This is a genomic window from Amniculibacterium sp. G2-70 (genome assembly GCF_014353055.1).
Classification (GTDB): domain Bacteria; phylum Bacteroidota; class Bacteroidia; order Flavobacteriales; family Weeksellaceae; genus Amniculibacterium; species Amniculibacterium aquaticum.
On sequence record NZ_CP060698.1, the window covers coordinates 2,004,012 to 2,024,458 of the forward strand.

The window sequence follows — 20,447 nt, forward strand, 5'->3', positions numbered from 1 at the left end:
TTAAAACTTTACACAATGAAAAAAGAACATTTATCCCACTTCAACATTGCAGGTTTTACTTATTATGACGGTGCATTGGTTTTTCAAAAACTGAATATTGGTACCAAACTCAATTTGGTCTTAGAGCCGGACAACAAGTACGATGCTAGAGCCATAGCCATCTATTACAAAGATCATAAGATCGGTTTCGTGCCGAGAACAGAAAACAGAATCTTGTACAAACTACTGATGGTAGGCCTGAAGCGAAATTTACAAGTCGTGATACAAAGGGTGTCCAAAAACGAACATCCTGAAAATCAAATTCAAGTGGTTGTACATTTAACCGAATAATTGATCACTCAAAACGGAAAAGTTTTGAGTTTTTATTATATTTGAAGTGTAATTTTAAAACAACAATCATGTTAGAAAAATTCGACATTAATTTATTTTTAGTTCAAACGGGTTTTATTCTCCTAGCTTTTGTTGCTGTGTTTTTCTTGGTGAAATTCATAAGAAAATTTCTTTCTAAAAAATAGAATCCTTTCCAGCTAAATCTTCCGTTCAGGGTATTCGCATTTAAATTTTATGCTATTGTGAAAGCAATGCTTCTATGAAAAGAACGCTCTATTACAAACCAAAAACCTATGTGACTATGTGGTGAAAATATTAAAACACATAGATTCATAGACTTTTTAAGTAAAATAATGGATAAAAGATATCATAGAAAATAAATTTTTCACATAGTTTTTAAAAAGTGAATGCTGTGCCTTCCATTGCCCTCGCTTCATTATTCCAACAATATTCTGTACTTTTGTGTTTTAATTTTATAAAGCATGCCCCATTTTTTTGATAACGACGACGATGTTTTCACAGGAAAAGAACATACCCCTATAAGAAGTGATGCCTTCGATAAATCTCCTGAAGAAAAAATTGCAAAAATCCAAGGTTTATTTGCCGAAATCATGGAAACCCTTGGTATGGACATGACGGACGACTCCCTGAAAGACTCGCCCAAAAGAGTGGCAAAAATGTATGTAAACGAGATTTTTGGAGGATTGCTACCTGAGAACAAACCGACCATCTCTACCTTTTCCAATAAATACAAGTACAGACAAATGCTGGTAGAAAAGGATATAACGGTCTATTCCTTCTGCGAACACCATTTCTTGCCCATCATTGGGAAAGCCCATGTCGCCTACATCTCTAACGGAGAAGTCATAGGATTATCAAAAATAAACAGAATTGTAGATTATTACGCCAAAAGACCTCAGGTGCAAGAAAGACTGACCATGCAGATTGTAGATGCCCTTCGTGAAGGCTTAGGGACCAAAGATGTCGCATGCATCATAGATGCCAGACACCTTTGCGTGAATTGTCGTGGGATAAAAGATACCGCAAGCTCCACCATCACGGCAGAGTTAAGCGGACTGTTCAGGACCAATCCCATTACAAGACAAGAGTTTCTACATTATGTAGGGATGAATACCAATTTGGATTAAATAATACATTTTCAACATGATACAATTTAAACGAATAGCTCATAAAATATTTTCAACCACCATCATTTGTTGTTGATGCTTTTACACTTCATATCTTCTGGATCTGAAGGAACTTTTAGAGGTTTTACCATTTCGTTTTAATTTAGAGCCTGTTTAAATTTTATATCTAGATTTTTTGTATCGATATTTAGATGGATTTTGGGTTTTAAAATTGAAGTTTTAGCGGGCTAAAACAAAAATTTAAAATACAAAATATGCTAAATAGAATACAAAAAGACAGATAAGAAAGATTAGAAATAGACGAATTATTATTTCGGTAAAATTTTATACGGACTCTTAATTCAAAAAAAATAATGATACTAAAAATATACAATTCGCTGTCTGGCGAAAAAGAACAATTCAAACCCATCTTGGAAGGAAATGTTGGCATGTATGTCTGCGGACCAACCGTGTACAGCAATGTACACATGGGTAATGTAAGGACTTTTATGTCGTTCGATTTCATATACAGGACACTGACTTTCTTGGGGTACAAAGTGCGATATGTTAGGAATATAACGGATGCCGGCCACCTTACCGACGATGGAAATATTGATAACGATCGTTTTGTAAAACAATCCCGATTGGAAAAATTAGAACCCATGGAAATCGTACAAAAATATACCGTGGATTTTCATCAGGTTTTGGAAAAATTCAATTTACTTCCACCTACCATAGAGCCTACTGCAACAGGACATATTCTGGAGCAAATCGAGCTGACTCAAAAGTTAATTGATACGGGATTTGCCTACGAAAGCAACGGTTCTGTTTATTTTGATGTGATTGCTTACAACCAAAAAGGCCTTAATTATGGCGAACTTTCCAATAGAAATATTGAAGAATTGTTTGCTAACACCAGAGATCTGGACGGACAAGACGAGAAAAAAAATCCACAAGATTTTGCCCTTTGGAAATCGGCCTCTCCGGCACACATTATGCGCTGGAATTCGCCTTGGGGCGAAGGTTTTCCCGGATGGCATTTGGAGTGTACCGCGATGAGCACCAAATATTTGGGCGAAAGATTTGATATCCACGGTGGAGGTATGGATCTTAAATTTCCACATCACGAGTGCGAAGTTGCCCAAGGTAAAGCGTGCAATGGAACAAGCCCCGTTAATTATTGGATGCATGCCAATATGCTGACCATGAACGGACAAAGAATGAGCAAATCCACCGGAAATTATATCAACCCCATGGATTTGGTAACCGGAGAAAATGATTTTTTTGAAAAATCTTTTCATCCTTCTGTCGTTCGATTTTCCTTTATGCAAGCCCATTACAGAAGTGTTTTGGACATTTCCAACGATGCAATGGTCGCCTCAGAAAAAGGACATCAAAGACTGATGGAAGCCATTAAAATTCTGAATGCAACCCACGCAACTTCTGCTGTGAAAGAAGACAGCAATTGGGCTTTCGAACTCTGGAAAACCAATGCCTATGCTGCTTTGTTAGACGATTTCAATGCACCCATCTTAATTTCTCATCTTTTTGAAGCTGTAAAAATTATTTTTGCAATGAAAGAAGGAAAAATTTACTTTAGCCAAGATGATTTTGAGGAATTTAAAAAATTGATGAATGCTTTTGTTTTCGATGTTTTGGGACTTCAGAATATCGAGGAAAATAACAACGAAAAGTTGGATCAGGCTTTGCAAGTTTTGATAGAATTGAGAAACCAAGCCCGAAAAGCTAAAAACTTCGAACTTTCCGACCAAATCCGTGATCAACTTCTGGAAAAAGGCATTGAATTGAAAGACAGCAGAGAGGGTACGACCTATGTGCTGAACTAAGTTTTCAAGAAAATTTTTATAAGACAATCCTTCAGGTTTTTTCCTGAAGGATTTTTTTGTTTGAATTATTAAAAATTCTGTAACTTCGTTGCTCAAATCACAATCTATTAATTCAAAAATTAACAATTATGAAAAAACTTTTACTATCACTTCCGTTGTTGGCTTTGGGGCTACAGGTACAGGCACAGCAAGAGATTTATGCACTTACCGGATTGCAAAGTCCAAATATTATTTTCAAAGATTTTCGTGCTTTGGACATGCGCAACGGTCAGACTTCAGCCGTGATTTTTTCATCAGATTCTACTCCTAATGTTATTTCAGATACCAGAAAAGTGAAAGTGGATGAGGTGAAAAATTCCTACAACAATGCCCAAGCTTCTGCCATTGCAACTTTGGCATTGGACGGGAATAATTTGGTCTATACACCCATGTATTCCACCAATTTTTATGCGTTGGATCTCAAAACGAAACAAATAACCTTAATCGAAAATAGTGTTGCCAAATCCATGGCTTGTGATATCAACTCGCATTTTACCAGAATGGCAACGGGTACAGACGGTGCGATTTATACCCTTAACAATTCCGGCTCTCAGTTGCTGAAGATTTCCAACATCAACGGGAAATACGAGGTGAAGGATTTGGGTGAGGTTAGCAATGATGTTTCCAATGGAGATCATAATTTCAAAATAATGACTGTGGGTTATGGTGGAGATATGGTTGCCGATACCGATAACAATTTTTACATTTTTGCGGCTTCTGGAAATGTATTCAAGCTAAATACCAACGACAGAGTTCTAAAATATTGGGGTAAAGTTACTGGATTGCCGGAAAATTATTCTCTAAACGGAGCTGCGGTCAATGAAAATGGAGAAGTTGTGGTAGGATCAGCCAAAGGTGGAGATTTGTACGAAGTGAACATCAATAACTTAACTGCTCACGCCATCTATGGCGGTGTTCAGCATCAGATTTATGATTTGGCAAGCAAGCATTTTATTGGTGAAAATAAAGGAGAAGTGTCTTTGGTTCAAAACGATATTTATCCTACGAAAGTAACCGATGGTAACATCAACATACAGTTAGAACCTTCATTGACCAAATCATTGATTAAGGTGGAAGTCTTCAATACTGTGGGAACAAAAGTTGTGGAAAAAACGCTTAACACCGGACGAAGAATGTCGCTTTTAGGACTGACACAAGGTGTTTACATCGTGAATGTATTGGGTGAAAAAGGAGAAGCCCTCATTGCAAAAAAAGTGTTGCTTGCTCGTTAATCTTTATCAATAATAAATAAAAAGCCTTCCGCAATTTGGAAGGCTTTTGTATTTCTGAAAGAATTTTTTTTTATTTTTTACGAATTAACCACAATCCAAAGAAGGTGATCAGTCCGTTGATGATTAACAATTCCAAACCAATTTTGAATTCACCAAAAATACTTTCTTGATACTTATCAATGATGAACGAAACCACCGGTGCAGCAATGCAAATAAACGGTACAAGCTTGTCTTTTACTTTGTATTTGGTGAAAATTCCAAAGGCAAACAATCCCAAAAGCGGACCGTATGTGAAGCCTGCAAGTTTCAAGATTAGCCCAATCATGGAATTGTCATTAATCAATTTGAAAATAATCACCATGATCAAAAAAGCAACCGCCACCAAAAGATGCGTTCTTTTTCTGAATTTTTCCTTTTTGGCGTTGTCCCAATCTTTTTCTTTCAATCCATAAATATCGATGCAAAGAGATGAGGTAAGCGCTGTCATGGCGCCATCAGCACTCGGGAATAATGCGGATATCAGTGCGATAATAAAAATAATGGAAATGATAGGAGGCATGTGGTTAAGGGCGATCTCTGGGAAAAGTTGGTCTCCTGTAAGGGTTAGGTTTTCTTGTGCGCCGTACAAATGCAATAGTCCACCCATGAAAAGGAAAAGGGAGATTACGACCAGTAATATGAAGCCTAAAGTGACCATATTTTTTTGAGAATCTTTCAACTTGGTTACGGAAAGAGATTTTTGCATCATTTCTTGGTCGATACCGGTCATTGTTATGGTTATGAAAGCACCTGCCAATACTTGTTTTAGGAAAAATGCTTTGCTGTTAATGTCCGGATTGATTATTTCTGTGTAACCCTGACCGTGCATGGCAGAAATACTTTCGAAAAAATTAAGCCCCAAATGATTCATCATGTACACGGAGCAGATGATTAAACCCAACAACATACAAGTGGTCTGCAGCGTATCGGTCCATACAATTGTTTTTACTCCACCTTCATAAGTGTACAAAATAATCATGGCCAAAATAACTAAAGTAGTCACTATAAACGGAACTCCTAGGCTTTCTAAAATGGCAACTTGCAAAATGTTGACCACCAAGTACAGCCTCGCTGTGGCGCCAACCAATCGGGATACGATAAAGATCCAAGCGCCGGACTTGTAGGAAAGTTGTCCCATTCGGTGTTGCAAGTAACCGTAAATGGAGGTCAGCTGCAATCGATAATAGAGTGGGAGTAGGATATAGGCGATAACGATATAACCTACGAGGTAACCAATGGTAATTTGTAAGTAATGGAACTTGTCGGCACCTACCGCTCCAGGGACGGAAACGAATGTGACACCAGAGAGCGAAGTTCCTATCATCCCAAATGCGACCAGCATCCAGTTGGATTTTCTATTTCCGATAAAGAAACTGTCGTTGTTGCTGCCTTTTCCGGTTTTTAAAGCCACGACGAGCAATAAAACAAAATAGGCAATGATAATGGCGAGTAAAATGAAGGGATTCATACAGTCTCATTTTTTTAAGATGAGCAAATATATGTTTTTTGTTTGGAAAATTTTAACAAAAAAAACGACCGTTTCTACGGAGACGGTCGTGGTTTATGCGGTATATTAAGATTTGTTTGTAGCTTTTTCTCTGGCTTTTGCTAGAATTGGGATAGAGATCAGTCCCATGATGAGCATAATGACCAATTGCATGGTGTGTGACAAAAAAGCGTAGGAAAGTCCAATTTCAGCACCTTCTTCAAAAGATTTTCCTAACGAAAGAAAAAGCGCACCGATCCCTAATTTTAGAGCAAAATGAAATGCACCAATCCCACCAGAAGCAGGAACAATCATGCCCAAAGTCCCAACAACGATGATGAAAAGTCCATCTGCAGGAGAAAAATGGCTGGTCTCTGGAAGGGCAAAACAAACAAGGTAGGCGGCAAAATAATAACTCATCCAGATCCCAATGGTGTATAAGATGAATTTTGTCTTTTGTTTCAACTTGAAAATGGATGTCAGACCCATAAATATCCCGTCGATAAAATGGATGATTTTGGCAATGAAACCGTATTTCAAGAAATGCTTTTTAAATTTAAAAAATAAAAATGTCCCAAGGGTGAAAATAAGGATGAAGGCAATAAAAATATTCGGATTGAATTTGAATCCCGACTGGGTGTAAAAGGCTAAAATAGCATCGTACTTAAAGGCTAAGGTGAAACCTAAAAAAATAAGCATGCAAACCAAATCGATCACTCTTTCCAAAATGATAGTTCCAAAAGATTTGTCCACAGGTACTTTTTCTACTCCGAATAGCGCGGTAGATCTTGCCAATTCGCCACTTCTCGGGATGGTCAGGTTCATCAGGTACCCGAAAGATATGGTCCAAAGAGAGTTGGAATTGGAAATTTGATGTCCCAATGGTTCCAGCAGCAGGTTCCAACGGACAGCCCTGAGCCAATAAGCCAATAAGCCAAATGCCGATGCTGCAATAATCCAAAAGTAATTGGCTTTACTAACCGATTCTAGAATTTTATCAAATTCCAATCCTCTCAATGCCAACCACATGAAAACCACGGCAAAGACTAACGAAATGGAGATGGTAAGTAGGGACTTTGCTTTGTTGTTTTTTGTATCAGTCATGGATTTTTGGATCGTCGAATTATTTTAAAAGATTGGTTCTTTCGTTCGGGAAAACGATTTTTGGATGGAAATCTTTGGCCTCCTCAGGAGTCATTTGTGCGTATGCAATAATGATGACCACATCGCCCTTTTGAACTTTTCTAGCGGCAGGACCATTCAGGCATATTTCGCCAGAACCTCTTTTCCCTTTTATGGCATAGGTGTCGAAGCGCTCTCCATTGTCCACATTGACAATGTACACCCTTTCGCCCACCATAATTCCTGATGCATCCAATAAGTCCTCATCTATTGTAATGCTCCCGATGTAGTCTAAGTCAGAGGCGGTTACCTTTACTCTGTGAATCTTAGATTTAAAAACTTCAATTAACATGGCGCAAATTTACTATATTTTGTAAAACTATGGTAAATGTTTAACGATTAATCTTCATTTTAATAGGGTATTTTTAGTTCAATAAACCAAGAGGATAAGGTGATTGTTGTGCTTTAAAATACAGATTGTGGTCGTCGTGTTTTAAATTATGGATTTGATAATTCACAATAAAATGCTCTTATATCTTGTAAATATGCGAAATATGGTGATTATTTGTGAATGAAAATGCTTTAAATCAGTGTACTTTCATAATTGTTAAAATTATAGAAAATGTTAAAATAAATCTTAAAACATGTGTTAATTATTATTTTTATTTAAAATGTTTGCGTATTCCGAAAATTGTTTTACATTTGTCTTGAACAACACGAACAAATCAAAAATAAATATTGTATTATGAACAAAACAGAACTAATCGATGCAATGGCAAAAGATGCCGGAATTACTAAAGTAGCTGCTAAAGCGGCGTTGGAATCTTTTATGTCTAATGTTACTGCTACTTTGAAGAAAAAAGAGGGTAAAGTTTCCCTAATCGGATTTGGTACTTTTTCAGTTTCTGAAAGAGCGGCAAGACAAGGGATTAATCCTGCAACCAAAAAACCAATTAAAATTGCTGCTAAAAAAGTAGCAAAGTTCAAAGCGGGTGCCGAGTTGGCAAATGCAGTTGCTGGAGCTAAGAAAAAATAAATTTGATTTTAGGATTTATATGTGAAAGGTCTCTATCTAAGGATAGGGACTTTTTTTGTGAAAGATCCTGAAGAAGCCATCGCTATTCTTGATTTTCATGATTTGGAATTAACAAAAATTAACTATTTTTGCAAAAAATTTTTCAAAATGCCAAAAATTTCAAATCGTGCCTTGCACATGCCGGCTTCTCCCATGAGAAAACTGATCCCGTATGCTTTGAAAGCTAAAAAAAACGGAACTAAAGTCTATCACCTAAATATTGGTCAGCCGGATATTGAAACTCCAGAAACCGCTTTGAATGCCATAAAGAATAACTCGTTAAAGATTTATGAATATGCGCTTTCCGAAGGGAATTTGGATTATAGAACGGCATTGAAAAATTATTATCACGGTTTGGGCTTTACCGATTTGTTAACCGATAATTTTATAGTAACCAACGGCGGGTCAGAGGCATTGAGCTTTGCTCTGTCCACCCTTTGTGATGATGGCGATGAAGTGATTATTCCGGAACCGTATTATGCGAATTATAACGGATTTACAAGTAATTTTAACATCAATGTGGTGGCCATTCCTTCGACCATTAACGAAGGTTTTGCATTGCCACCGATGGAGGAGTTTGAAAAGAAAATTACCGATAAAACCCGTGCAATCATCATTTGCAACCCTGGAAATCCCACCGGTTACCTTTATACCAAAGAAGAATTGCAAAAACTTGCAGACATAGCATTGAAATACGATATCGTGGTGATTTCTGATGAAGTGTACCGCGAGTATGTTTACGGTGAAGAAAAACAAGTGTCAATGTTGGCTTTCCCGGAATTGGCGGAAAACTGCATCATCATCGATTCCGAATCGAAGAGATACAGCATGTGTGGAGCACGAATTGGTTGCATGATTACGCGATCCAAAAAAATTCACGATACGGCGATGTTGTTCGCTCAGGCAAGGCTAAGTCCAGTGTTGTTAGGACAAATTGCTGCCGCAGCTGCACATGAAAACGATGCCGAATACATTGCAAAAGTTAGAGCCGAATACAAACACAGAAGAGATACTTTGGTGGAATTAATGAACCAAATCCCCGGTGTGATCTGTCCAAAACCAAAAGGTGCTTTTTATTGCGTAGCCGAATTGCCGGTTGACGATACCGATAAATTTGCAAAATGGTTGCTGGAAAGCTATTCCAAAGACAATGAAACCGTAATGGTAGCTCCAATGAGCGGGTTTTACAGCAATCCGAAATTGGGTAAAAAGCAAATTCGTGTGGCCTATGTGTTGAAGGAAGAAGACTTGGTACGAAGTGTAGAACTGCTTTCCGATGCCTTGATTCAATACAAAGAAATTGAACATAAATAAATGACCAACGGGCTTCGGCCCGTTTTTTTGTAGTATTATTTCTGTATTCTAATATTATTTTTTTTACTTTAGCCCTAGTTTTTTTATTATGAAGATTCACGAAAATTATCCCTTAAAATCTCTAAATACTTTTGGTGTTGATGTTACTGCAAATTATTTTGCTGAAGTAAGTACTGTTGAAGATTTACGGATCGCTTTAGATTTTGCAGAACAAAATTCTCATTCTACTTTGTTTTTGGGAGGTGGGAGCAATGTTTTGTTTACCAAAAATTACAACGGATTGGTGGTGAAACTGAATCTGAAAGGGATATCGGAAAAAATAATTTCAGAGTCTGAAGTTTTAGTAAGCGCACAAGCTGGTGAAAACTGGCATGAATTTGTGCAATTCTGCCTTCAAAAAAATTATGGAGGCTTAGAAAATCTTTCGCTCATCCCAGGAAATGTCGGGACTTGTCCCATGCAAAACATCGGTGCGTATGGAGTGGAGATAAAAGATGTTTTGCATTCTTGTAAAGCTTTGAATTTGAAAACAAAGGAAATTGTAGAATTCACAAATGCGGAATGCAATTTTGGGTATCGAGATTCTATTTTTAAAACTGAAAGAAAAGGTGATTTTGTACTCTTGGAAGTTTGTTTTAAACTCACCACCAAAAATCACATCATTCATTCGGAATACGGTGCTATAAAATCCGAACTGGAGAAAATGAATGTCGTTCAACCAACGATTCAGCAAGTTTCAGAAGCTGTGATTGCCATCAGACAAAGCAAGTTGCCCAATCCAAAGGAGATTGGGAATGCCGGTAGCTTTTTTAAAAATCCTACAATTTCAGAAGACGATTTTGAACGATTAAAACAAGAATTCCCGACAATTCCCGGGTATCCAAATGCAAGTGGAGTGAAGTTGGCGGCAGGTTGGCTGATCGAGCAAGCCGGTTGGAAGGGTAAACAAATCGGAAATGTAGCCAGTCATCATCTACAAGCTTTGGTCCTTGTCAATAAAACCGGATTGGCGACCGGAAAGGAGATTTATGATTTTTCCAGCCGTATTATCGAAGATGTTAAAGAAAAGTTTTCGGTTCAATTGGAACGGGAAGTGAACATTGTATAATTCTTAAAAGTCTTTTTTTCAAAAGACAGCTTCAAAACGAAAACAGATGTCTGTATTGCTGTTTTCCAGGTAAATCAAGATACCAAGAAAAAATGAAAGATTTAAAAATTGGATAAATTCAATGAGGTTGACCTTATCGGACAGCTTCTTTAAAATATAAAATATGATGAAGATAGTAATTATTTATTTCTGTATGACAATCTTTTCTTTTGTAAATGGACAAAATTTTGAGGTTACATATAAAGTGAAATTGCGCAGTGAAATCCATGAAATGTATTATAAACTAATTATTGACGGTGATAATTCGGATTTCTTTTTAATTACCAAAAAAAATGAACTAGCTGATAATTTAGGAATTAAAACTGATAAAAGAATTAATACTTGCAGGAGAAAAGACAGTCTTTTTATCATATCTAATGAAGTTGATTTTTATTTAAAAGCCATATTGCCTCAAAAAATTCAATGGGAAATTCAAAAAGAAAATAGTAATATTGTTGAGAATAATTTCAATTTGCACGAAGCAATATCAATTTATAATGATAAAAAAGTCAAAGCTTTTTTCATAAAAGATATTAACTTACCTGAAGGACCATTCATTTTCAAAGGTTTGCCGGGCTTAATTTACTCTATTGAAAATGAAAATTATTCATTTCAATTAGTAGAAATCAAAAAGGGTAATGAAAGTGTTTTGAAATTTCCAAAAAATAAAATTAAAATAATCAGTCTTGAAAAATATAAAGAATATAGAAAACAAATGAAAATAAAAGAAGGGAAAATGTTGAATGAAGTAATAAAATTACTTGATATGAAAGATGCAAAAGCTTCAGATTTTTCAGTTGATGAACCGTTAATCCAAATTTTATAAAAAATGAAAAACAAATCTTATACAAAATTATTGATGATCACTTTGAGTGTTTTATGTATTGTTTTTTACATAATATCCAAATATTTAGTTATCTATCATCATGAAGAAAATAGTAACTTTTTCTTTAGTCTTGCATTTGTATTTAACACTGTACCGTTGATATATGTGTTGAAAGAAGTGTTTAGGAGTGATAAGAAAAATAGAATAACTTGGTTGTTTGCGTTGCTATTTTTAAATTTTTTAGCAGTTTTACTCTATTTGATTTTTGATAATCGCAGAAACACAAATTACAATGAATTTTCCAATTCAAAGCCTAAATTTAATTTTAGTTAGTAAGTGAAAAGAATATATTTTCTTCTTTCAATTCCTCTACTGGCACGAGTATAATGTTCGTGCCCAACAAAATACAGTGGCAAAGCAAATAAAATAAGCTCCTTCTTTTTCTTTGAATTTATGCGCTCTACTCATTTCTTTTTGTTTATGGGGAGAACGGGAGGTGAACATTGTATAATTCAAATAAAATTTCTCTAAGCCTTTTTCAAGGCTTTTTTTTGTGCCTGAAAATAAAGTGATTAAAATCATATTGGTCTGAATTTATATTTCGATAATTTTGTCCGAATATAAAAACTGCTTAAAAAACAGCTTATGTACAAAATTTGGACAATATCGTGCCTGTTCTTAGCGTATTTCATTTACTCCGGTTGGATCTATAACGATGCAACGGATTATGGTACCACCATGACGAAAAAACAAGAATACGGAAAGCAAATCTATCACAAATTCAATTGCCAATCCTGTCACCAAATCTTTGGTTTGGGTGGATATTTGGGACCCGAACTCACCACTGTGATTTCTGATCAGCATCGGGGAGAAGCGTATGCGAAAGCATTCTTATTGAACGGAGGCGGGACACGAATGCTGAATTTTAATTTTAATGAAGAACAGGTAGAGGCTTTGTTGGATTATCTAAAATATGTTGATGCAAACGCCTTTACTTATAAAAATCAAAACATCAGTCATGAAGAATAATGTTGTGGGCAGTGCCTATGTTATCATTGCGATAATGTCTCTGTTTTTGGGGTTAACTTTTGGGATTTTGGGCGGGTTGCAATATGCTTTTCCCGATTTTTTAAAATTGGATTTTTCTTTTCAAAAAATTAGACCGTTGCATACTTATCTTTCGGTGAATTGGATCTTTTGCGCCGCAACCGGGATTATTTATTATTACCTTCCCGAGGTTTCCAGGCGAAAGATTTTCTCAACGGTATTGGGTAAGATACAAGCCGGTTTGCAAGTTCTGATACTTGTTGTGGTTTGTGTTTTCTTTATTTTAGGAAAATTTAGCGGCAGAGAGTATCTGGAATTCCCCCCGTACATGGTGGCGATTATCGTTTTGGCGTGGGTCATGTTTATGCTCAATGTATTTATCACTCTAAAACCCAATTACAAAACAGCTCCGGTATATATTTATAGCTGGACAACCGGACTTGTATTTTTTCTTTTGACCATTTTAGAAGCTCAGCTTTGGCAGTTGCCGTTTTTTAACAACAACATTATCAGAGATGTTACCGTGCAATGGAAAGCCATGGGTGCTTTTGTAGGTTCGTGGAACGCTTTGGTTTACGGAACTGCAATGTACGCGATGGAAAGAATTTCTGGAGATAAAAGCATCAATAGATCCAAAAAAGCATTTTTCTTCTATTTCTTAGGATTGACCAATTTGATGTTCAATTGGGGACATCACACTTATATTGTCCCGGCATCTCCGTGGATCAAAACAATTTCTTATGTGATTTCCATGACGGAATTGCTGATCTTGGCCAATATTATTTGGGGCTTCAGGCAATCGTACATCAAAGCAAATTATCAGAATAACAAATTGTCGTTTAAGTTTTTGACCTATGCAGAAATGTGGATTTTACTGAATTTAATATTGTCCATTTCTATATCGGTACCTTACATTAATCAGTTTACACACGGGACTCACATCACCGTAGCCCATGCCATGGGATCGACCATTGGGATTAATACTTTGTTGATTTTGGCTTCGTTGACTTTAATTATGGATGAAATAAATCCCAAATGTTTATCTTTAAAGACATACAGCCGATGGGTTTTAACTTTCAATACGGCTTTGTTTTTCTTTTGGTTCTCCCTCATCGGAATGGGATTGAATAAAATTGCAGGAACTCTAGAAAATAAAGGCTTTCAGCAAATTATGGACGAGTTGATGCCGTATTTTAAAGTGTTTGCAGCATCGGGAGGCGTTTTGTTGGTGGCTTTGGTAGCCATGCTTCTGCCCATCTTGAAATTTGCTGTTCAGTCTTTATCTGAAGAAGTTGTGGAAGATAATTTTGATGGTGTTAAAGTTCAAACCGATTACAAATAAAATAAACAAGTAAAGTTCATTGTGCTAATGCTCTTTACCTGCTCATTTTATAAGTTTTTTTTCAGGAGGCCTTTGTGCCTCCTTATTTTATTTGGTTTCTTCCTTGTACCAAGAAGAGTATTTTACATAATTGTTGGCAATTCTGTTTACTTCGCCTTCTAAGAGTTCTGCAGAGATGTCTTTAATTTTTTTTGCAGGAATACCGCCCCAGACTTCACCGGATTTTATATGGGTGCCTTGTGTGACTACCGATCCGGCTCCAACAATAGAATTGCTTTCTACCAAACAATCGTCCATAACAATGGCGCCCATTCCTATCAGGACATTATCCTGAATGGTGCATCCGTGGACAATTGCATTGTGACCAATAGAAACATTGTTTCCGATAACCAAAGGATATTTTTCGTAAGTGCAGTGCAGCATGACATTGTCTTGTACATTGACTTTGTTGCCCATTTTTATATAATGTACATCGCCGCGGATAACGGCATTGTACCAGATGCTGCATTGTGTACCCATCTCAACATCACCTACAACAACGGCGCTCTCTGCCAGGAAAGTTTCATCACCAATCACGGGCTTTTTGCCCAAAAGTTCTCTAATAATGGCCATTTAATTCGTTTTAAATTGAAGGTAAATATAGAAAAAAAATAGGATAATGTATGGTTTGTTTTTTCTAATAATTTGAGCCATAACCATTTTGGTGTTGATTGATAAAATCTAATGCAAACCAATTATTTTTTAAATACTTATTCCTACTTTTGCACTTTCAAATTTAACATAATGTATAAGATTATCATAGAGCCCACTGCCAACCCAAAAGTGATGAAATTTGTCTCCGACTACACTTTGATTCCTGGTTCTTTGGAGTTGGATCAGACTTCGGACTTGTCCGAAATTCCTTTGGCTCAAGACTTGTTGAAGTTTCCATTTGTTGAAAAAGTCTTTATCACGGCAAATTTTGTGGCAATTGCCAAGCAGGATGCCGTAGAATGGGAACATGTGATTGACGGGTTGAAAAATGTAATCGCAGAAGGACTCACCAACAATCCTAGAATTTTTCTTCAGAAAAAGCAAGAAGATTTTCAGGTTTTCGCAGAGATGACTCCCAATCCGCAGGTGATGAAGTTTGTTTCTCAAAAACCATTGCTGAACGGTTCTTTGGAGGTGAAGGATAAAAGTCAAGCTATCGATGTGCCCATCGCTGAAGCTTTGTACAATGAATATGCTTTTGTAAAAGAAATTTTTATATCGGATAACTTTGTAGCTGTTACTTTGGATGCTACAAAACAATGGCATGAGGTTATGGTTGAAGTGAGAGCTTTTATGACGGAATATCTTAAAGCAGGCGGTGAGATTTCTAAAATCAAACCTCAGAAATCTGAAAATCCAGTAGAAAAAATAATCAACAGAGAATACACGGATATCGAAATGAAAATTGCGGATATCCTGAACGAATATGTGGCTCCAGCTGTGGAAAGTGATGGTGGGAAAATCTCTCTGATCGAGTTTGATCATGAAACCAAAACGGCAAAAATGCTGATGCAAGGCGCTTGTTCCGGTTGTCCCAGCTCTTCAGCAACTTTAAAAAATGGCATTCAGAATTTACTGAAACAGTTTTTACCGGATGTGGTAGAAAATGTGGAAGCGGTGAATGCGTAATTGAAATTCAGACAACAATATATGAAGATAAACCCGGCCAGGTTTATCTTTTTTTATGAACTTCCATCTCTTGTAAAAAATATGATTTTTATTCATAAAAATTTGTTATTTTTGCAACTTAAAATTTGAAACAAGAATGAAGGTTACCGCACACAATCACGATGAAGTAAGTGCAAGACTTACAGTAACAATAGACAGAGTTGATTACAAAGATAAAGTTGAGAAGCAACTTTTGAACTATGCTAAAAATGCATCAATCCCAGGATTTAGAAAAGGGAAAGTGCCATTGAGTATGGTGAAAAGACAGTACGAAGCTCCAATCGCTTTTGAAGAAATCAACAAACAAATCTCTGAAGCCTTGAACAGCTATGTTGAAGAAAACAAAATGAGATTGGTAGGTCAGCCTGTGCCACAAGCAATGGACGATTTCGATCACAACAAAGAGCAATTAACCGTTGATTTTGAAGTTGGTTTCGAACCAGAATTCTCAATCGATTTGGCAAAGTACGAAGCACCTCACTATAAAGTAGAATCCGGTGATAAAGAAGTGAACCAATCCATTGAGAACATGCAAAAAAGATTTGCAACTCAAGTTCCTCAAGATAAAATTGGTGCAGATTCTTTCGTTTCTTTAGAAATTAAGCAAATTGTTGAAGAAGGAGCAGAAGGAGAACACAATCACCCTGCAAAACATGCTACCATCAATGCAGAAAACAAAGAGGCTTTCGAATTGGTGAAAGATTTGGCCATGGATGCGTCTACAAAAGTGAGCAAAGAAGATCTTGCTGCTAAAGAAGAATTAGCAACTCAGCTGGGTTTCTCAAAAGCAGAAGTCGAGCACTTGCACCACAACGAATTGGAAGTTACTGTAAAAGATTTCTACGGTTTGAACAACCACGAAGTGAACCAAGAACTTTTCGATAAAGTGTACGGAAAAGACACCATCAAATCTGAAGATGAGTTGAAAACTCGTGTGAAAACAGAATTGGATGAGTATTTCCAACAAAATGCCGATGTACATTTCGTAAACAAAGTATTGGAGCAGGTTGTAGAGAAAGAAGAGGTGAAATTACCTGAAGCTTTCTTGGTAAAATGGTTAATGTTCAGCAACCAAAACATCCAAGATGAAGCTAAAGCTCAAGAAATTTTAGATTCAGAGAAAAGTGTTATCAAATATCAAATTATCGAAGGTAAATTGTTGAACGATAACGATATCAAATTGGATTATACCGATATCCTTGGTCAAGCAGAGCAGTTGGTGAAAAACCAATTGGCAATCTACGGAATCCATCATTTGGGTGATGAAGAAATCCAAAAATATGCTGTAGAAATGTTGAAAGACCAAGAGCAAGTAAGACAAATCTCTTCTGAAGTAGCAATGGCTAAATTGAAAGATGTGATCTTGGAAAAAGCAACTAAGAAAGAAACCAAAGTATCTCACGACGAGTTTTTGGAAGAACTGAAAAAATAAAAAGTTCTTACTGTAATATATAAATCCATGGATAAAAAATCCATGGATTTTTTTATGTACATATTTAAGATATGATATCGGATATCGTATTATCCAATTCATGGTATAAACAAATGTTTAAAGTGAATAATAAAAACCATCATATGTTAAAAATATTAATATAGAAAAGGGTTTGAAAAAAACTCATCTTTTATTTATATATAATCTGTGCGTTTAACTCATGATTATCATAAAACCTTAAAGAAATAAACATCAAAAAACTGTAATTTTCAAGTTAAATATTGTTAAGACATGCATAATGTTGTGTTAAAAAAAAACTAAAACACTAAGGGTAATTTTGCGCTCAATAAAAATTGAAAAATGAAAAAGCATCAGCAAAAACTTTTAACTCTTTTCGTGTTAGGATTTTTAGGCCCCAATTTTTATGCGCAAAAAAAACCTAAAAAGGATACCATCAAAAACATTGAAGAAGTAGTGGTTACTGCTTTGGGTATCAAAAGACAAGATAAGTCTTTGGGCTATGTAGCAGAAAAAGTGGGCTCTAGTACTTTTGAAGAAACTCAAAATAACAACTGGGCACAATCGTTGGAAGGTAAAGTCGCTGGACTAAAAGTTCAAACGGCAGGAGCTGGTCCTTTGGGATCTGCAAGAATTACCCTCCGTGGCGAAAAATCCATGATCATGGACAACAACTATGCCCTTATTGTGGTAGATGGCGTGCCAATGAGCAACTCGACAACAGGAACAGGGGACTCTGCTTATGGAGCGGGATCTGGAGGAGACCTACCAGTTGATCTAGGAAACGGATTAAACAGTATTAATCCAGACGACATCGAGTCTGTAACCGTACTAAAAGGAGCATCTGCAGCAGCACTTTATGGTTCTAGAGCAGCCAATGGTGCATTGATGATTACCACCAAATCGGGTAAAAGTAAAAACGGAAAATTAAAAGTAAGTTTTAACTCTTATGCAAGTTTTGATACCGTACTCAAATGGCCAGATTGGCAATATGAATATGGACAAGGAACGCTGAATAAAAATAAAAATGGCGAGTATTATTATTCCTATGGAGCCTCTGTAGATGGCGTTAATACAGGAAGTACAAGTAGTGCTTTTGGACCAAAATTTAACGGACAATATTATTTCCAATACGATCCAACGGTTGAAGGTCAAAGCAAAGAAAGACAACTTTGGAGACCGTATAAAAATAATGTTAAAGATTTTTGGGAAGTGGGTTCTACCTATTCCAATAGTGTTGCCATTGAAAGTTCCAACGAAAATACCAATTTCAGAACTTCATTGACCTATCTGAAAAACAATTGGATGATGCCCAATACGGGTTTTGACCGTTTTAACTTCGCAGGATCCATCAGTCATAAGTTGAATAAAAAACTGAAAATTACCACCAAGCTCAATTATAACACGACCAATTCGGACAACTTACCAGCAACAGGATACAACAATCAATCGATTTCGTATTTCATGATTTTCCAAAATCCAAATATTGATTTGGCTTGGTACAGACCGATTTGGAAAAATGGAAAAGAAGGGCAAGAGCAACTTCATCCTTTCAGTTCTTTTATTGACAATCCTTACCTGATTGCCTATGAAATGTTGAATGGGGTAAAGAAAAAAATGATTACCGGAAGCGTTACTGCAGATTATACCTTTAACAAAAACTTCTCCATGATGCTTCGTTCTGGTATGGAGATTCAGGACGAAAAAAGAACCACAAAAAGACCTTACAATACAGCCAATTATCTCAAAGGATTTTATAGAGAGCAATATGTGAACAATAAAGAGTTCAATAACGATATCTTGTTTACCTATAAAAAAGACTTTGGTAAGATTAATTTATCGGCATCTGCAGGGGGAAATATCAGATATAACAACTATCTGATGACAGATTATAGAGCCGAAGGTCTAAAAGCCGTTGGAGACTACAGCCTCACCAATGCCATTTCGCTGATCACCAAATTACCTACCCCAAAAGACCAACAAATCAACTCGGTTTACTCTTTGGTTAGTTTGGATTATGACAAAAAAATATTTGTAGATATTACCGGAAGAAATGACTGGAGCAGTACACTTCCTGAATCTAACCGATCGTTTTTCTACCCTTCGGTGAGTACCAGTGTGGTACTTTCGGATTTGTTCAACCTTAGAAGTTCCAAATTCAACCTTTGGAAGCTAAGAGCATCTTGGGCCAAGGTGGGTATTGCAGGAAGTCCTTATTTACTGAATAATTATTATTCTGTAGACGACATCCCAGGAAGTGTTACTGCACCGAGCAGATATGCAAACCCAAATTTAAAACCAGAAGAAAACGAAAATATAGAAACTGGAATGGATTTTTCCTTCTTGAAAAACCGCGTTCACTTCAATTTTACACTGTATCAAAATACTTCCAACAATCAAATTCTGACCATCCCAGCTTTGAACGAAAGTGGATACTCCTCTAGGGTCATTAACGGTGGAGAGATCAGAAACCGAGGGATTGAACTCAGCTTGAATGCGACCGTTATGAAAACAAAAGATTTTTCATGGAATCTGAACGCCAATTGGTCTGAAAACAAAAACCGAATCATGACTTTGCCGGCAGAATTTAACGGAGAACCGTTCACCATGGCCAGTGTTGGTGGTGCGGTCTATTACAATGCTGTGGTTGGTAGTTCTTTAGGAGACATGTACGGGTACAAACTACTGAGAAATGAAGCCGGGCAGGTTGTTTATGGTGCCAACGGATTGCCACTTTCTACGGATTCGGTAGAAAAAGTTGGTAATGCATTTGCAAAATGGAGAGCCGGTTTACAAAATGACTTTAAGTTCAAAAACTTCACCATTAGTTTCTCTTTTGATGGTCAATTGGGCGGTATGGCTTATTCTCAGTCTCATCATAAGATGTCGGAGCAAGGTAAACTAGAACATACCCTTTGGGGCAGGGAAAATGCAGATGGAAAAGTAATCGGCCAAGGTGTTGTTCTGAACGCTGACGGAAGCTACGGTCCCAACACAACCAAGATTGGTATAGATGCTTACTACAAAGAATATTATAGAAGAGCCAATGTAGAAACCAATTCATTCGATACCTCATTTATCAAACTTAGAGATGCCAGAATTAGCTACTCATTCAATCAAAAAATTGTAAAGCAATTGGGATTAGAGAACCTTACTGTGGCATTGTTTGGGAAAAATCTTTGGATGTGGACCAAGTTCCCAATGTTTGATCCAGAGGTAGCTACACTGGATAATGCGACCATTACTCCGGGGATAGAAATGGGGCAAATGCCAACGGCAAAAACAGTAGGATTCCAAGTTAATGTTAAATTCTAAAACTTACC

The 20,447-nt window shown here is 36.6% G+C and carries 18 protein-coding genes; 14 read left to right on the forward strand and 4 right to left on the reverse strand.

The genetic code is table 11. The annotated features are described in order from the left end of the window. Positions 1-15 precede the first annotated feature (15 nt). The 4 genes from H9Q20_RS09290 to H9Q20_RS09305 all read left to right on the forward strand — a co-directional run bounded on the left by H9Q20_RS09290 (position 16) and on the right by H9Q20_RS09305 (position 4,575). Complete coding sequence (locus tag H9Q20_RS09290; protein ID WP_187477568.1) at positions 16-330, forward strand: HIRAN domain-containing protein; 315 nt, start codon at positions 16-18, stop codon at positions 328-330. Between the two features lie 482 nt (positions 331-812). After that, positions 813-1,478: a GTP cyclohydrolase I FolE gene (gene folE, locus H9Q20_RS09295; RefSeq protein ID WP_124641289.1), complete on the forward strand. Its 666-nt coding sequence runs from the start codon at positions 813-815 to the stop codon at positions 1,476-1,478. 353 nt (positions 1,479-1,831) lie between these two features. Next, positions 1,832-3,304, forward strand: a complete 1,473-nt coding sequence (gene cysS / locus H9Q20_RS09300) for a cysteine--tRNA ligase (protein ID WP_187477569.1) — start codon at positions 1,832-1,834, stop codon at positions 3,302-3,304. A gap of 128 nt (positions 3,305-3,432) precedes the next feature. Then, positions 3,433-4,575 carry a T9SS type A sorting domain-containing protein gene (locus tag H9Q20_RS09305; protein ID WP_187477570.1) on the forward strand — a complete coding sequence of 381 codons (1,143 nt, stop codon included), beginning with the start codon at positions 3,433-3,435 and terminating at the stop codon, positions 4,573-4,575. A 70-nt stretch (positions 4,576-4,645) separates the two neighbouring features. Here H9Q20_RS09305 and H9Q20_RS09310 read toward each other — a convergent pair whose 3' ends face one another. From H9Q20_RS09310 to panD, 3 genes are all read right to left on the reverse strand, one after another. Beyond that, complete coding sequence (locus H9Q20_RS09310) at positions 4,646-6,082, reverse strand: sodium:solute symporter (RefSeq protein ID WP_124641295.1); 1,437 nt, start codon at positions 6,080-6,082, stop codon at positions 4,646-4,648. A gap of 105 nt (positions 6,083-6,187) precedes the next feature. Continuing rightward, positions 6,188-7,204, reverse strand: coding sequence for a lysylphosphatidylglycerol synthase transmembrane domain-containing protein (locus H9Q20_RS09315; RefSeq protein ID WP_187477571.1), 1,017 nt, complete (start codon positions 7,202-7,204; stop codon positions 6,188-6,190). A gap of 19 nt (positions 7,205-7,223) precedes the next feature. Beyond that, positions 7,224-7,574 carry an aspartate 1-decarboxylase gene (panD, locus tag H9Q20_RS09320; protein WP_187477572.1) on the reverse strand — a complete coding sequence of 117 codons (351 nt, stop codon included), beginning with the start codon at positions 7,572-7,574 and terminating at the stop codon, positions 7,224-7,226. Between the two features lie 393 nt (positions 7,575-7,967). Here panD and H9Q20_RS09325 point away from each other — a divergent pair, with 393 nt between their 5' ends. From H9Q20_RS09325 to H9Q20_RS09355, 7 genes are all read left to right on the forward strand, one after another. Then, entirely contained in the window at positions 7,968-8,258 is a 291-nt protein-coding gene (locus H9Q20_RS09325) for an HU family DNA-binding protein (protein WP_187477573.1), read from the forward strand. 147 nt (positions 8,259-8,405) lie between these two features. Further along, a complete protein-coding gene (locus H9Q20_RS09330; RefSeq protein WP_187477574.1) occupies positions 8,406-9,611 on the forward strand; it encodes a pyridoxal phosphate-dependent aminotransferase in 1,206 nt (401 codons plus the stop codon). Between the two features lie 88 nt (positions 9,612-9,699). Next, positions 9,700-10,719: a UDP-N-acetylmuramate dehydrogenase gene (gene murB / locus H9Q20_RS09335; protein ID WP_124641305.1), complete on the forward strand. Its 1,020-nt coding sequence runs from the start codon at positions 9,700-9,702 to the stop codon at positions 10,717-10,719. A gap of 163 nt (positions 10,720-10,882) precedes the next feature. Continuing rightward, complete coding sequence (locus H9Q20_RS09340) at positions 10,883-11,584, forward strand: GLPGLI family protein (protein WP_124641307.1); 702 nt, start codon at positions 10,883-10,885, stop codon at positions 11,582-11,584. Positions 11,585-11,617: 33 nt separating this feature from the next. Beyond that, on the forward strand, positions 11,618-11,917 hold the full coding sequence (locus tag H9Q20_RS13390) for a PLDc N-terminal domain-containing protein (protein ID WP_410369588.1): 300 nt from the start codon (positions 11,618-11,620) through the stop codon (positions 11,915-11,917). Between the two features lie 312 nt (positions 11,918-12,229). After that, positions 12,230-12,613: a c-type cytochrome gene (locus H9Q20_RS09350; RefSeq protein WP_187477576.1), complete on the forward strand. Its 384-nt coding sequence runs from the start codon at positions 12,230-12,232 to the stop codon at positions 12,611-12,613. Continuing rightward, positions 12,603-13,973 carry a cbb3-type cytochrome c oxidase subunit I gene (locus tag H9Q20_RS09355; RefSeq protein WP_164472001.1) on the forward strand — a complete coding sequence of 457 codons (1,371 nt, stop codon included), beginning with the start codon at positions 12,603-12,605 and terminating at the stop codon, positions 13,971-13,973. Before H9Q20_RS09350 ends, H9Q20_RS09355 begins: the two co-directional genes overlap by 11 nt. Before the next feature lie 87 nt (positions 13,974-14,060). Here H9Q20_RS09355 and H9Q20_RS09360 read toward each other — a convergent pair whose 3' ends face one another. Then, positions 14,061-14,585 (reverse strand): gamma carbonic anhydrase family protein, encoded by a 525-nt coding sequence (locus H9Q20_RS09360; RefSeq protein WP_124640208.1) that lies wholly within the window; start codon positions 14,583-14,585, stop codon positions 14,061-14,063. Between the two features lie 171 nt (positions 14,586-14,756). On the opposite strand from H9Q20_RS09360, the gene H9Q20_RS09365 reads away from it, so the two are divergent. The 3 genes from H9Q20_RS09365 to H9Q20_RS09375 all read left to right on the forward strand — a co-directional run bounded on the left by H9Q20_RS09365 (position 14,757) and on the right by H9Q20_RS09375 (position 20,439). Further along, positions 14,757-15,635, forward strand: coding sequence for a NifU family protein (locus H9Q20_RS09365; protein WP_187477577.1), 879 nt, complete (start codon positions 14,757-14,759; stop codon positions 15,633-15,635). A 136-nt stretch (positions 15,636-15,771) separates the two neighbouring features. Continuing rightward, the gene (locus tag H9Q20_RS09370; RefSeq protein ID WP_187477578.1) at positions 15,772-17,106 is read left to right on the forward strand and encodes a trigger factor; all 1,335 of its coding nucleotides are present in this window, start codon (positions 15,772-15,774) and stop codon (positions 17,104-17,106) included. Positions 17,107-17,466: 360 nt separating this feature from the next. Then, entirely contained in the window at positions 17,467-20,439 is a 2,973-nt protein-coding gene (locus H9Q20_RS09375; protein ID WP_187477579.1) for a SusC/RagA family TonB-linked outer membrane protein, read from the forward strand. Positions 20,440-20,447: the final 8 nt, after the last annotated feature.

What these genes read in the sequence shown, in the direction of transcription:
- H9Q20_RS09290 (WP_187477568.1), top strand. Translation starts at nt 16, where the DNA reads ATGAAAAAAGAACATTTATCCCACTTCAACATTGCAGGTTTTACTTAT.
- folE (WP_124641289.1), top strand. Translation starts at nt 813, where the DNA reads ATGCCCCATTTTTTTGATAACGACGACGATGTTTTCACAGGAAAAGAA.
- cysS (WP_187477569.1), top strand. Translation starts at nt 1,832, where the DNA reads ATGATACTAAAAATATACAATTCGCTGTCTGGCGAAAAAGAACAATTC.
- H9Q20_RS09305 (WP_187477570.1), top strand. Translation starts at nt 3,433, where the DNA reads ATGAAAAAACTTTTACTATCACTTCCGTTGTTGGCTTTGGGGCTACAG.
- H9Q20_RS09310 (WP_124641295.1), bottom strand. Translation starts at nt 6,082, where the DNA reads ATGAATCCCTTCATTTTACTCGCCATTATCATTGCCTATTTTGTTTTA.
- H9Q20_RS09315 (WP_187477571.1), bottom strand. Translation starts at nt 7,204, where the DNA reads ATGACTGATACAAAAAACAACAAAGCAAAGTCCCTACTTACCATCTCC.
- panD (WP_187477572.1), bottom strand. Translation starts at nt 7,574, where the DNA reads ATGTTAATTGAAGTTTTTAAATCTAAGATTCACAGAGTAAAGGTAACC.
- H9Q20_RS09325 (WP_187477573.1), top strand. Translation starts at nt 7,968, where the DNA reads ATGAACAAAACAGAACTAATCGATGCAATGGCAAAAGATGCCGGAATT.
- H9Q20_RS09330 (WP_187477574.1), top strand. Translation starts at nt 8,406, where the DNA reads ATGCCAAAAATTTCAAATCGTGCCTTGCACATGCCGGCTTCTCCCATG.
- murB (WP_124641305.1), top strand. Translation starts at nt 9,700, where the DNA reads ATGAAGATTCACGAAAATTATCCCTTAAAATCTCTAAATACTTTTGGT.
- H9Q20_RS09340 (WP_124641307.1), top strand. Translation starts at nt 10,883, where the DNA reads ATGATGAAGATAGTAATTATTTATTTCTGTATGACAATCTTTTCTTTT.
- H9Q20_RS13390 (WP_410369588.1), top strand. Translation starts at nt 11,618, where the DNA reads ATGATCACTTTGAGTGTTTTATGTATTGTTTTTTACATAATATCCAAA.
- H9Q20_RS09350 (WP_187477576.1), top strand. Translation starts at nt 12,230, where the DNA reads ATGTACAAAATTTGGACAATATCGTGCCTGTTCTTAGCGTATTTCATT.
- H9Q20_RS09355 (WP_164472001.1), top strand. Translation starts at nt 12,603, where the DNA reads ATGAAGAATAATGTTGTGGGCAGTGCCTATGTTATCATTGCGATAATG.
- H9Q20_RS09360 (WP_124640208.1), bottom strand. Translation starts at nt 14,585, where the DNA reads ATGGCCATTATTAGAGAACTTTTGGGCAAAAAGCCCGTGATTGGTGAT.
- H9Q20_RS09365 (WP_187477577.1), top strand. Translation starts at nt 14,757, where the DNA reads ATGTATAAGATTATCATAGAGCCCACTGCCAACCCAAAAGTGATGAAA.
- H9Q20_RS09370 (WP_187477578.1), top strand. Translation starts at nt 15,772, where the DNA reads ATGAAGGTTACCGCACACAATCACGATGAAGTAAGTGCAAGACTTACA.
- H9Q20_RS09375 (WP_187477579.1), top strand. Translation starts at nt 17,467, where the DNA reads ATGAAAAAGCATCAGCAAAAACTTTTAACTCTTTTCGTGTTAGGATTT.